Source organism: Sphingobium sp. (assembly GCF_003248505.1).
In the GTDB taxonomy this organism is placed as follows: Bacteria; Pseudomonadota; Alphaproteobacteria; order Sphingomonadales; family Sphingomonadaceae; genus Sphingobium.
Genome location: NZ_QFOA01000035.1, coordinates 1 through 13,098, shown reverse-complemented (window position 1 = coordinate 13,098; position 13,098 = coordinate 1). Strand labels below are relative to the sequence as shown.

Sequence of the window (13,098 nt, the reverse complement as noted above, 5' to 3'; positions counted from 1 at the left end):
CCTCAGGCCTGCATCCGATATTGCTTCAGCAGGTCGTAGAGCGTGGGCCGGCTGATCCCGAGCATCCGTGCCGCGCCCGAGATATTGCCGTCGGTACGGGCAATCGCGCGACGAATGGCGCGGCGGTCTGCCGCCTCTCGGGCGGCCTTCAGATTGACGAGGTCGCCGCCCTCCATCCCGTCCTCATCCAGGTCGAGGTCCGCCGCGGTGATGAATTTGCCCTCCGCCACGATGACCGCGCGCTTTACCCGGTTTTCAAGTTCCCGCACATTGCCCGGCCACTCCCACGCGTCCAGCGCGGCCAGCGCTTCGGGCGCGAAGCCCTTCAACGGGGCGCTGCGGTCGCGCGCCACCCGCCTGAAGAAATGCCTGGCCAGCAAGACGGCATCGCCCGCCCGGTCCTTGAGCGGCGGAACCTTCACTGTGATTTCGGCCAGCAGATAATGGAGGTCTTCGCGAAAATGCCCGGCGGCGACCGACGCCTCCATACTCCTGCTGGCGGAGCAAACGATGCGCGTGAATGCCTGCGCCGACGGCGCCGTGCCGTTCAGAACATGCAGCAACCGTCTCTGGATCGGCAGCGGCATGTCGTCCAAATCCTCCAGGAACAGCGTGCCGCCCTTCGCCTGGCCGATTCTGCCGGGTGTGCCGAATGCCGCGCCGGGCGGCATGTCCTTTTCATAACCGAACAGTTCGGCTTCCAGCATCGCGTCGGGGATGGCGGCGCAATTCACCGATACGAACGGTCCCGACCGTCGCGCACCGGCATCGTGCAGCCCGCGCGCCAGCAAAGCCTTTCCGGTTCCCGCCGCCCCTGTCAGCAGCACCGACACGTCGGCAGACGCCACGCGCTCGATCATACGGACCACCCGCATCATCTCGGGCGCGGCCGTCACCAGCCGACCCAGCAACTGACAGCTTTCCGGCGGCGTTTCGGCGAGGCGGACATTCTCTCGCTCCAGCCCGTGGACATGAAAGGCACGACGCACGATCAGACCGAGTTCGTCGATATCGACCGGCTTTTGATAAAAATCGTAGGCCCCGCCCGCGATCGCGTCCAACGCGCTTTCCCGCGCACCGTGCCCGGACGCGACGATGATCTTGGTATCGGGCTTGATCGTCAGCATCTCGGCCAGCGTCGCGAACCCTTCGCTCGTTCCATCGGGATCGGGCGGCAAGCCGAGGTCGAGCGTGACGACATCGGGCGTTTCCGCCCTTAATATCTCGATAGCCTCTTCACGATCCCCCGCGATGAAGAGCTGATAGTCCTCATAGGCCCAGCGCAACTGCCGCTGAAGGCCCGGATCGTCCTCGACGATCAGCAATTTGGGACGGGTGTCGCTCATCACGCCGCTCTGTCTTCTGTCTCGTTCGCTGTCTCGATAACCTGCGCCAACGGCAGCCGCAGCGTGAATCGGCTACCCACGCCGGGGCGGCTTTCAACAGCAATGCTCCCGCCCATCGCCTCCGCCAGACTGCGCGCCTCGAATGCGCCGAGGCCGAAGCCGCCCGGCTTGCTGGACGAGAATGGCTTGAACAATTCCCGGCGGACATAATCTGCGCTCATGCCGGTGCCACGATCCACCACCTCGACCACTGCAGCGTCGCCGTCTTCGCTCAGGCGGAGTTCGACGGGTTCGCCTGACATGCTGGCGTCGATGGCGTTCTGGACCAGATGGGTGACGATCTGCTCGATCCGGCTGCGATCGCCCAGGACGCAGCCGGCATCGCCGCTGACCTGCACGGGGTGCTGGCGCACCCGGCTTTTCGCTATGTCTTCCAATATGGCCCTTACGGGCACGGCTCGCGGCTCCTCCGCGCGCGGCTTGTTATGTTGTGACAGCCGCGCGAGCATGTCGTTCAGCTTTCCGACCGATTCCTTGAGCGTCAGCACCATGTCCGCCCGGAAAGCCGGATTGTCGGCATGACGCTCGGCATTGCGGGCGAGCAGCGAAAGCTGGCTGACCAGATTTTTGACGTCATGGATGATGAAGGCGAAACGGCGATTGAACTCGTCGAATCGTCGCGCATCCCCCAACGCCTGTTGCCCCTGGGCCTCGCTGATATAGGTGGCCGCCTGCTGCCCGGCCGCTCGCAGCATTTCGAAGTCTTCCCAATCGAGCCTCCGGTCTGCGGGCGGACGCGCGAGGTGGATCGCGCCCACGATCCGCCCGTAGTGGATCAGCGGCACCAGCGCCCAGCTGCGCGGGTCCCGTTCGATCCATTCCGGCAAGGCCGCGCGCCGGTCATCCTCGCTCAGCGCCCTCAAATCCAGAATGCGGCCTGAGCGTTCGAGATACAGGGTCGTTTCGGCTGTCACGTCCGCCGCTTCACCCACATCGCCCCAGCACCATTCCGTTTCGACCGACAGCCCCGCTCCATCGTTGCGTAGCATCAGCACGGCGGCTGGACTGTCCGTGATACAGGCGACCGCTCTTGCGACCCTGACAGAAAGCGGCGACGCGTCTTCGTCAGGCTGGCCGATGGTCTCGCCAAAGCACATCCACTCAGCACGATAATCGTACCGATGCTGGAAGAAATGCTTCGCGACCTGCACTTTCCAGAATGCGCGAAGCCGCGGCGCCGGGAGGAACAGGATCGTCGCCACCGCCATCACAAATACGGCGGCAACTTCGATCATGCGCGCATAGGGACCGGCGATCATCTGAATGATAACGGATGCGGCGATCAGGACCAGCGCATAGAGGCCCAGCGCCGCCGCCGAAATCGACTGGAACGCCACGAACCGTGACAGCCGGATGCGCCCACTCATCCCCTTGCGCAGACCGATCGCCACGACCGGCGCAAGCGCAGCCATGAATAGCCCCCTCAAAGCGTAAAGCGCGCCCGACCGGGCAGGCGTCGCATAATGGACTGTATAGAGGCCGAGGTCATAAGCCCACATTGCCGCAAGCGCGGCCAGCAGCAGGGTCGCTCCCCCTCGCTCGCGTGAGGGCCATACCATGTAAAGATGATGGAGCAGCAGCAGGCTGGAGATGGAGATCATCATACGCAGAACGAGCGAGGACGACGCAAGGGCACGATGAAGCTCGCTATCGGTTGCCAGGTGCCTCCAGCTTATGTCGACGAATGTCACGACCATCAGGAGGCCAGTCACTGCGGCATAGATCGCCGCGACGCCGCCGGAAAAGCCGGCCCGCCCCGCCGGTCCCCGCCGTGACAGAACGAAAAGCGCCAGAAGCCAAGCCGCGTTGCGGGCGCTTTCCGCGATACCAGACAGGGGCTGTGAAACGCTACCGAAGGAAATATAGAGCGCCCAGCAGGATGTCATCAGCAGCGCAGCTGCGATCAGGCGCGGCTCTGGCGTGTCGTCCCTGCGGCGGAGTAAAAATATCCCAAGCGCCGCGAACAATACGGCGGCCAGCGCGTGCCCCCAATCGCCAACGAAGATCAGCAGCGCACTCATCCGCCCGCCGCCTCAGCGCGCGCCTTCGGGCCAGAGGATCACTCGCAACGTCTGGATAAGGATCAGCAGGTCGAGGAAAGGCGTGTAATTTTTGGCATAATATAGATCATATTCCAGCTTGTGCCGGGCATCCTCGATCGACGCACCATAGGGATAGTTGATCTGCGCCCAACCGGTGATTCCGGGCTTAACCATATGCCGCTCTGCGTAATAGCGAAGATGCTGTTCCAGATCCTCGACGAACTGGCGCCGCTCCGGGCGCGGACCGACAAAGCTCATCTCACCTTTGAGGACAGTCCAGGTCTGCGGCAATTCGTCGATCCGCAACTTGCGCAGCCAATAGCCCAACCGCGTGATCCGCGGATCGTCCTTTTCGGCCCAAACGGCCTGACCGGATACTTCCGCATCCTGCCTCATCGTGCGCAATTTCACGATCCAGAATTGCTGGCCGTAAAGGCCCACGCGCTGCTGCCGGTAGAAAGCAGGCCCCTTGCTGTCGAGCCTCACAAGCACCGCGGCGATAGCGATGATGGGGCCGGTGAGCAGAAGCAGGAGGCTGCTGGCAATAACATCGAACAGCCGTTTGGAGATGCTCGATAACCGGCGGCCAGCTGAAAAGCCGTCTGAAAATATGAGCCAGCTCGGGTTGACGCTCGCCAGATCGACGCGCCCCGTTTCCCGTTCCAGAAATGTCGAAAGATCGTTCACATGCACGCCGGTCGTCTTGATCCGCAAGAGATCCGCCATTGGGATCGCGTTACGTCGTTCCTCGAGCGCAAGGATGACTTCGCTGGCGTTCAACCGCACAACGAAGTCCGACAGATTAAAGATGGCGTCGCGATTGATGGCTTCGGGAATGACCTGCGGCCCGTCATTCATGGCGATGAACCCGACGACGAGGAAGCCCGCCCCCCGCTTCTGCTCCAGCGCCTTGATGCGGTTGGCGCGATTGCCTGCACCCAGGACGACCAGACGACGTTTGAACGCCTCACCGCCCAGGATCGAGCCCAGCAGCAGACGCACCGTCAGCAAAAGTCCCAATGCGATACCCATCGCGTAGAGCGAATTGGACCGCCACAATGTCATGCCGGGCATCAGAAAATAGAGGACCGAAAGAAAAATCACGCCAAGCGATACCGCCACCAGCAATCGAGCGAATGCAAAACGGACGGACTGCAGAGCCTCGACACCGTAGACGCCGACGGCGATCATCGCGGTCTGAATGGCGACGGCAAAGCTCAGCAACGGTCCGATGCGCGTGACGATGTGATCGATGGTCATGCCGATCTGGTTCGCCCGGATCAGCCACCCCGCTTCTGCGGCCCCCAACAGGAGCACGAAATCGAGCAGCCCCAACAGCAGTACCGCGTGCGGTACATAATGTTTGAACAACCTGAACATCGATAGCCATTTCCTGCTGACAGTCCGTCGAGCGCCGATGCGCCGGTGGCGGACGATCTTACAGGAGATGTAAGATATTCCGACACGGCGTGCACCTTGACGGAAAAACGCAAAGAAATGCTGAACGCTCGTTCGAAAGGGCAATGCTTTCCGGACAATCAGACCGACTATCGGCGTCGGCTATTTGTCTCGCCGAAGTTTTCCTGCGGCTTTCTCGGCGGCTCGTGCGACGCTAGAGGTAGCGTTATCGACAGTTTCCGCCGCTTCCGTAACGGCATCGGCACGCCGGTCGCGGCGGGATTCTTTTGTCATATAGAAGAATGCGATGGCCAAAAGGAGCGCCAATACGATCAGGAAAAAGGTCATGCCGCTTCCAGGGAGGACCGACGTCCGGCGCGTCCTCCCTGGCTCATGGTCGCCATGGCCGTTACCGGTATGCTGGGTATGCATGACGCGTCTCCATTTTATCCGTTCAACGGATGGAAGCGTCAAATGGTCCGCGTTAATCGCGATCCCGCCCAGCCAAGCGTCCTCTACTCAGCCTGTCGACATCTTCCATGATCTCATCGAGAACCGGAGTATCGGTCGTCACTTGGCTGCGTCGCGTCGGCAATTCGCCATTTTCAAGTATTTGCTCCAGCGCAGCACGTCCACGTGCGACACGGCTTTTGATAGTGCCGACCGCAACGCCGCAAATTTCGGCCGCCTCTTCGTAGGCAAAGCCACCCGCACCTACAAGAATGAGAGCTTCACGTTGCGGCTGCGGCAGTTGGAGCAGAGCACGTTGCATGTCGGATAGTTCGACATGTTTATCCTGCCCGGCAGGTGCCGCGAGAATCCGATCTGCGGTCAAATCGTCCCAGTCTCCGCGGAAACGTGATCGACGCATCTGTGAAAGATAATGGTTGCGAAGAATGATAAACGTCCAGGCACGCATATTCGTGCCCGCCTGGAAACGGGTACGAGCGGCCCAAGCTTTCAACAAGGTCTCCTGCACCAGATCGTCAGCGAGATCCCGATTGCCGGATAACGAACGACCGAACGCGCGAAGGTGCGGAATAACCGCTGCCAGTTCACGTTTAAAGTCCGTGTCGGAAAGCTGCATGCGCTCTCCGACCTCGACGATTTCATTAATTTCTTCACCCATCGGAGCATCCCCCGCGCCGGCGGTATTGGCCGCATGAACCGACGTCGTCAAAATCATATTTGCGTCCGCACCCTAACCAGTTGCTGTTGAATCGATACGCCAACCTAAGTTCCTTGCGAACGCGGTCCATATCGACCGAAATCAAGCAGCATTAATCCCGGGATCGGGCCATGTTCGCGGCTCAAGATCGTTACGCATTACTAACGCTCTTGGTGCTCGCCGGTTCCCCAATACCAACCTATCAGGCCGGCGCCGTCGCTTCGTCAAAGAACAAAGCCTGTGAGATCGCCGCTTTGACCGTGGAACGCTGGAAAGGCTTGGTGATAAGGAAAGTCGGCTCCGGTCTTTCGCCTGTCAGCAGGCGTTCTGGGAAAGCTGTAATGAAGATGACCGGAACGGAAAATTCCGCCAAGATATCCTTCACCGCGTCGATGCCGCTGCTGTCGTCGGCCAACTGGATGTCTGCAAGGACAAGGCCCGGACGATCAGCCATGGCTTCCCGGACGGCGTCTTCCCGCGTGACGGCAATCGCCGTCACATCATGTCCCAAATCCCTGACGATAGTTTCGATGTCCATCGCGATGATAGGCTCATCCTCGATGATGAGAACCTTCGCACGGGTTTGCGATTCGATTTCGCTCAACGCTTCCTCGACCAGAGCATCTACATCGGCTGGCTCCATGTCTACGAGATAGGCGACATCGTCGACGGTAAAGCCCTCCAGCGCGGTCAGCAGCAGCGCCTGACGCGGCAACGGCGTGAGGCGCGCCAGACGCGCCTGGGCGATGGCCTCATGGCTGCCGCCGATCGACATCGGAACGTCCTCCAGATGAGAGGAAGACCATATGGCATGGAACGTCTTGTACAGACCAAGTCGTGGATCGACTTCCCGTGGAAATTCTTCCGGTGCGGCGACGATGGCTTCGAGTGTCGCCCGCACATAGGCGTCACCATGCGCCTGGCTACCGGTCAGTGCGCGAGCATAGCGCCGCAGAAACGGAAGGTGGGGGTGCAGTTGCTGTCCAAGCGACATCGTTCAATCGTCTCCCTGCCCATCATGGGCGTACATGTTCCGAAGCATCGGCGTGCGCGATAAGGATGGAATGTCCCTGCCATATTGGCAACCCCGCCCCCCAGTTGCCATCCCGAGCCGGGTGACGAAAAAATGCTTCGATGGGCGGAACCATCGACGAAGCAATATGTTTCGCTGCCATACGGTTTTTTTATCGGGCCGCAAATGCTCTGGCACGTTGCAGTTACGCGATGTCGACCGAATTGACGTGCCCGGCGAAAGCCGCAAATAGGGTTCGGCGACTGAGATATGACGCTAGAGGGGCTGATTTTGGTATCTTCGATGACGGAGCGGGGCTTGGCCGAGAAAAATGAAAAGGCCGGTGTCGACACAACGGTAGCGAAACCCGACTCGAATATTGTGTCGAAAAAGCAGCGGGGCTTGGCCGCGAAGGAAGACGGACAGGTTTCGCAGGCATTGCGGACGGTCTATCAGCGAGCCGTAGATGAGGATATTCCTCTGGAGATGCTGGACCTTCTGAAGAAACTGGATTGAGCGACACATGACGGGGGGCGCCCTCCCGCCGCCATTGGCGATGTCCTCAGGTCGAATGCAGGAGTTTCTGCAATCGACCGGTGTGAAGATGTTTGTCGTCCTTACTCTGGCTCTTTTGCCGCTTGGGCTGATTGCTCTGGTGGCTTCGTTACAAGCCATTCGAAGCGCTGACCTGGAAAAAGAAGCGTTGCTCCGCGTCGCAGTTACGCAAAGCGCCCGTAAGCTTTCCGCCGATCTTCAGTCGGATCGCACCGCCCTCATGCTTGCGGCAAATGCATTCTCCAAGGGGGAGGGAAATCCGGGGTTATGCTCCAGGCTCGCCATATTTCTGCGGTCGCATAACGATCAGGACGGCTCATTCTACCTTTATGACCGGGCAGGAAAGCGTCTCTGCGGAACCTCTGCCCCCGAACCGCAGGGTCTTCCTGCCGATCGACGGTTTGATCGCGAGACGTTGAGTCTCCTTCCACGACAACATTATCTTTTAAGCCGCGTCCGCAGCAGCGACGATCAGGTCGTCGCATTGAACTATTATTCTCGCAGCCAGCTTGAGAGTGTGGCAGATCCTGTCACCGCAGTCCCAAATCGCCAACTGACCATTCGCCAAGGTTCGGAAGAATTTCTGATCAGTCGGCCGATGCGCGAGGGCAAGGGGACGCGCACGAGCCTGTCAGCGCGGCTGGATCAGCCCGACGTGCTCCTGACAATGACCATGCACGATCCTCCCGCCACGCTGGCGCGCATGTTGTCGCTGTTCCTCCCGCTTGTCATGTGGTTCGCAGCCGCAGCAATCGGGTGGTTCGTGGTGAATCGCCTGTTGATCAGGCCATTGGTCCTTTTGCGCCGCGTGGTGGCGAACTATCAACCGGGGGAAGTGCTCGGCCCGATAGAGCGAGTGCGCACCCCCGCGCTGGAAATCAATGCGCTGGCCGACACGTTCCGCTCGATCAGCGAGGATGTCGCTACACACGAGGCGGAAATGGCCGAGGGTCTGGACGCCCAGCGCAAGCTGACCCGCGAAGTCCATCATCGGGTTAAGAACAACCTTCAGATCATCGCTAGCCTCATAAGCCTGCACGCCCGGTCCGCTCACGATGCCGAAGCGGTCGAGGCCTACGCGTCGATCCAGCGCCGGGTCGACGCGTTGTCGGTCGTGCATCGCAACCATTTCGCGGAACTGGAAGAAAATCGCGGCGTAGGCGTCCGCGCGCTGGTCAGCGAATTGTCAGCCAGCTTGCGTGGGACGGCACCGCAAGCCGCCCGCCGCTTTTCCATCCAGATCGAAAGCGACAACCTGCACATCAATCAGGATGTGGCCGTTCCGGTCGCCTTCCTGATCACCGAGCTGGTTGAACTGACGATGGAACTCGATCCGCAAGGAGCAGTCCGCATTACAGTGCAGCAGGATGGTGAACGCGCCGACAGAGCGTTCTTCACCATGCGATCCGACGCCCTGCGATCATCGCCTGAAATGACACAACTGCTCGACGACCGCTATGGCCGGGTCCTGACCGGGCTGTCCCGCCAACTCAGGGCTCCGCTGGAGTATGACGGCGAGATCGGCAACTACAGGATTGCCATCACCGTCACGGCCTAGCGCGCGGGGTCAGGCCTTGCGATAATTGACGCGAAAATCGCTGGCAAAGCCGTCGAGATTTCCCGTTGCGATGCTGTCACGCAGGCCCTGCATCAGTTCCTGATAAAAATGGATGTTATGCTGCGTCATCAACATCGCGCCAAGCATTTCCCCGGCCTTGACGAGATGATGCAGATAAGCGCGACTCCATGTCGCACACACCGGGCAGCCGCATCGGTGATCGAGGGGTTCTTTGTCCTCCGCGAACCGGGCGTTACGAATGTTGAGGGGGCCGTTCCAAGTAAATGCCTGCCCGTTCCGACCCGAGCGCGTGGGCAGAACGCAATCGAACATGTCGATGCCGCGTTCCACCGCGCCGACGATATCGTCGGGCTTACCGACTCCCATCAGATAGCGAGGCTTGTCGTCCGGCAACATCCCCGGCGCGAAATCGAGCGTGGCAAACATCGCCTCCTGCCCTTCCCCAACCGCTAGGCCGCCAACGGCATATCCGTCGAAACCGATTTCAATCAGTTGTTGGGCAGACGCGCGCCGCAGATTTTCATCGAGCGATCCCTGCTGGATGCCGAAGAGTGCCGATCGCTGAGCATGCTCGCCGCCAGAATCAAAGCCATCGCGGGATCGCTTGGCCCAACGCATGGATCGCTCCATGGACTGCGCCGCTTCGTCATGGCTGCATCCATTCTTGGTGCATTCGTCGAACGCCATGACGATATCGCTGTCCAACAGACGCTGGATTTCCATGGATCGTTCGGGCGTCAACATATGCTTTGACCCGTCGATATGGCTTGAAAAGGCGACGCCCTCCTCGCTCATTTTGGTCAGCGCCGACAAGCTCATGACTTGGTAGCCCCCGCTGTCGGTCAGGATGGGCCGATCCCAGCCCATGAAACCATGCAGCCCACTCAGCCGCGCCATGCGTTCCGCACCGGGCCGCAGCATCAGGTGATAGGTATTGCCAAGGATGATGTCAGCGCCAGCGGCGCGAACCTCCGCAGGACGCATTGCCTTGACCGTGGCAGCGGTGCCGACCGGCATGAAAGCGGGTGTGCGAATGTTGCCCCGCTGCATATGGATGGTGCCGGCACGCGCTTTGCCATCCGTCGCGTGAATAGTGAAAGCGAAACGGGGATTGTTCATGAGCGCGCTCTAGGTGCGAAACCGCGCGCATACAAGAATGCCTGCGGTTCAACCGGCCCGACGCATTCCGTCGAACAGCGTCATGGCGTCGATGTCGAAACCGTCGATTCTTCGATACCGACCGATGAAACGCAAACAATCGCGCGATAGGCGCAAGGCCCATGCACTGCCATCGGGATGCCGCAACATCAAAGTGACGAACGAGGACGAAGGCCGATTCTCCATATCGAGGATGTAATTCATAGGGATTAACAAACGGCTAGCGGAGGAGATCGCAGTCGAGCTGAAACGCGGTATCGTTGCAATTGCGTCACAGATATTGTCGCACCCCGCCCAAACCCGAGTCCTTCTTGCAACAGTTGCGATTAAAAATGGTTAAGGCGCTGTCAATATTTGAACGGTCGATTGCATCATGCCTGCGGGCCTGCGCACTTTCGAGTGAACAGAAAACGGGGACGCAAAATGATGGATTCAGGCCGGTTTCAACCGACCCGCGAAGACGTGGACGAACAGATGGACGGGCCCATCGACGATCACCTCAGCCTCGTGCCCGATCCTGAAACCGGTTTTTCGCTCGACGCGGCTTCGCAGCAATCGACGCTTTTCGATCTGGGGCAGATCGACGTGCGGTGGGACGCCGAATTGGCCACGCTTTGGGCCTTCATGACGCCTCATGAGCGCCCAAATTCCAATATGGGCCTGATTCGCGATACCGTAGCTTGGCAGCGGGAGGCCAAACGCCTGTTCGGCGGCCGGGGCGGAATGATGAAGTTCATGGTGCTCGGATCAAGGTTCCCGGGCGTCTTTAATCTTGGGGGCGACCTGGAAATGTTCGCCGACTGTATCCAGCGACGCGACCGCGATACGCTGCTTCGCTACGGCGTTGCGTGTTGCGAGATCGTAGAGCGCATCTGGCATTCGAATGACATGAACATCATCAACATCGGCTTGGCACAAGGCGACGCGTTGGGCGGCGGGTTGGAAGCACTGATGTGCTTCGATGTGATCATCGCCGAAAGGCAAGCGCGGTTCGGCTTGCCCGAAGTACTTTTCGGTCTATTCCCGGGCATGGGAGCCTACTCGATACTGTCGCGTCGAGTGGGCCCCGTGCTTGCTCGCCGCATGATCACCGAGGGCCGCGTCTACAGCGCCCAGGAGATGTTCGACATGGGCATCGTGACAGAGGTGGTCGAACAGGGTGAAGGCGAGGCGGCGACGGCGCGTTGGATCGCGGAACATAGCGCCCATCATGCCGGTCATGTCGGCATTGCGCGGGCAGGACGAAGGGTGAACCCTCTGACGTTGCTCGAGCTTACCGACATTGTAGAAACCTGGACGGATACGGCCCTCGCTCTGTCGGATCGGGACTTGCGGATGATGCGTCGCCTTGCGGCGGCACAGACGCGTCTGCGCAGTTGAACCTCTTCAGCTTCCCCGCCTTAGGCGGGCGGTCGTAAAGGGTTCCGGGCGCTCATTGCCCTCCAGCGGTCCTGCGGCAATCAGTTCCGCGATGCGCTCGCGTGGTACCGGACGGCTGAACAGATAACCCTGGACATTGGTAAAGCCTGCCTCCTTCGCATGGCTCAACTGGTCATGCGTTTCGATTCCCTCCGCCACGGTATCCATCGAGAGGTCACGCGCCAGATTGCCGATGGCGCGGACAATCGCACGGTCTTCGGCGTGGGCACTGACGCCTGCCATGAAGCTCTGATCGATCTTGAGCGTGTCGAAGCGGTAAGAGCGGAGATAGGCGAGCGAGGAGTAGCCCGTTCCGAAATCGTCGAGCGCCAGGCGCAGCCCGATCCGCTGCAACTCTCGCAGAATGGCATTGGTCTGACCGCTGTCGTCCAGGAAAATGGATTCGGTGACTTCAAGCTCCAGACGGCGGGCTGGCAGGCCGCTTTCGAGCAGTGCCGCAATGACGTTGGCGGGCAGATCGCTCGATTTGAGCGACGCAGGCGAGATGTTGATAGCGACGCGCACATCGCTGGGCCATGCGGCTGCAGTAAGGCACGCTTCGCGCAAAACCCATTGGGTAATTCCCTCGATCATACCCATGCTTTCCGCGACGGGGATGAATTCGGATGGTGGAATTGCACCCAACACGGGATGATGCCAGCGGATCAGGGCTTCGCACGCGTCGATATGCCCGTTATCCAGATCGAGGATCGGTTGGAACAACAGCGTGAGTTCATTGCCTTCAAGCGCCCGGCGCAGGCCCGTTTCTATCTCGTGCAGACGATTGAACCGCTCCTTGAGCGACCAGTTGAAACTCGCCGCACGGTTACGCCCGGCATGTTTCGCTTCGTACAGCGCCAGGTCGGCATGTTGGAGCAGCTCATCCATGTCCCGCCCATCCTGCGGCGCGACCGCATAGCCAATCGAGGCGGTGACCTGAAGATGGTTGTCAGGCAGATCGAAACCATAGGCGAAATAGCCGATGATTTCCTGCGCCAGCGCTGCGGCGGTTACCCGATCCATGTCGGGGCAAATGATGACAAACTCGTCACCGCCGAAGCGCGCGATGCGTCCCCGGTCCTGCACGACTTCGTTCAGCCTTTCCGCCACCCCACGCAGCAGTTGATCGCCCACCATGTGGCCAAGCGAATCGTTGATTTCCTTGAACCGGTCGATATCCATCCATAGAATGGTAACGGCGTCGTTGCGCTTTTCGGTGGCATCGAAAATATCGCGCAGCCGCATCTGCATCGCCATGCGGTTTTCCAGCCCGGTCAGGTTATCGAACCGCGCAAGCCGTTCGAACTTTTCCGCCAGCAGTGACTTGTCCCGCCGCCCGACTAGGGCCTGCACCACGATAC

The 13,098-nt window shown here is 60.1% G+C and carries 11 protein-coding genes; 3 read left to right on the top strand and 8 right to left on the bottom strand.

The genetic code is table 11. The features are described from left to right. Positions 1 to 2 precede the first annotated feature (2 nt). From prsR to DI606_RS11900, 6 genes are all read right to left on the bottom strand, one after another. Positions 3 to 1,346: a PEP-CTERM-box response regulator transcription factor gene (gene prsR, locus DI606_RS11925; protein WP_293983184.1), complete on the bottom strand. Its 1,344-nt coding sequence runs from the start codon at positions 1,344 to 1,346 to the stop codon at positions 3 to 5. Beyond that, the gene (prsK, locus tag DI606_RS11920) at positions 1,346 to 3,427 is read right to left on the bottom strand and encodes an XrtA/PEP-CTERM system histidine kinase PrsK (RefSeq protein ID WP_293983181.1); all 2,082 of its coding nucleotides are present in this window, start codon (positions 3,425 to 3,427) and stop codon (positions 1,346 to 1,348) included. Before prsK ends, prsR begins: the two co-directional genes overlap by 1 nt. A 12-nt stretch (positions 3,428 to 3,439) precedes the next feature. Next, positions 3,440 to 4,828, bottom strand: coding sequence for a TIGR03013 family XrtA/PEP-CTERM system glycosyltransferase (locus tag DI606_RS11915; RefSeq protein WP_293983178.1), 1,389 nt, complete (start codon positions 4,826 to 4,828; stop codon positions 3,440 to 3,442). A gap of 180 nt (positions 4,829 to 5,008) precedes the next feature. Next, complete coding sequence (locus DI606_RS11910; protein ID WP_293983176.1) at positions 5,009 to 5,194, bottom strand: hypothetical protein; 186 nt, start codon at positions 5,192 to 5,194, stop codon at positions 5,009 to 5,011. Between the two features lie 136 nt (positions 5,195 to 5,330). Continuing rightward, positions 5,331 to 5,975, bottom strand: coding sequence for a sigma-70 family RNA polymerase sigma factor (locus DI606_RS11905; protein WP_293983232.1), 645 nt, complete (start codon positions 5,973 to 5,975; stop codon positions 5,331 to 5,333). A gap of 241 nt (positions 5,976 to 6,216) precedes the next feature. Continuing rightward, positions 6,217 to 7,008: a response regulator gene (locus tag DI606_RS11900; protein ID WP_293983174.1), complete on the bottom strand. Its 792-nt coding sequence runs from the start codon at positions 7,006 to 7,008 to the stop codon at positions 6,217 to 6,219. Between the two features lie 288 nt (positions 7,009 to 7,296). Between DI606_RS11900 and DI606_RS11895 the strand changes: the two genes are divergently transcribed. Both DI606_RS11895 and DI606_RS11890 read left to right on the top strand, forming a co-directional pair. Then, positions 7,297 to 7,542: a NepR family anti-sigma factor gene (locus tag DI606_RS11895; protein WP_293983172.1), complete on the top strand. Its 246-nt coding sequence runs from the start codon at positions 7,297 to 7,299 to the stop codon at positions 7,540 to 7,542. Between the two features lie 88 nt (positions 7,543 to 7,630). Continuing rightward, entirely contained in the window at positions 7,631 to 9,139 is a 1,509-nt protein-coding gene (locus DI606_RS11890) for a sensor histidine kinase (protein ID WP_293983230.1), read from the top strand. Between the two features lie 9 nt (positions 9,140 to 9,148). On the opposite strand, the gene tgt is transcribed toward DI606_RS11890, so the two are convergent. Next, complete coding sequence (gene tgt / locus DI606_RS11885; RefSeq protein ID WP_293983169.1) at positions 9,149 to 10,279, bottom strand: tRNA guanosine(34) transglycosylase Tgt; 1,131 nt, start codon at positions 10,277 to 10,279, stop codon at positions 9,149 to 9,151. 462 nt (positions 10,280 to 10,741) lie between these two features. Here tgt and DI606_RS11880 point away from each other — a divergent pair, with 462 nt between their 5' ends. Beyond that, the gene (locus DI606_RS11880; RefSeq protein WP_293983167.1) at positions 10,742 to 11,698 is read left to right on the top strand and encodes a crotonase/enoyl-CoA hydratase family protein; all 957 of its coding nucleotides are present in this window, start codon (positions 10,742 to 10,744) and stop codon (positions 11,696 to 11,698) included. A gap of 6 nt (positions 11,699 to 11,704) precedes the next feature. Here DI606_RS11880 and DI606_RS11875 read toward each other — a convergent pair. Continuing rightward, positions 11,705 to 13,098, bottom strand: a 1,394-nt coding sequence (locus tag DI606_RS11875; RefSeq protein ID WP_293983164.1) for an EAL domain-containing protein, incomplete at its 5' end; no start/stop codon positions are given.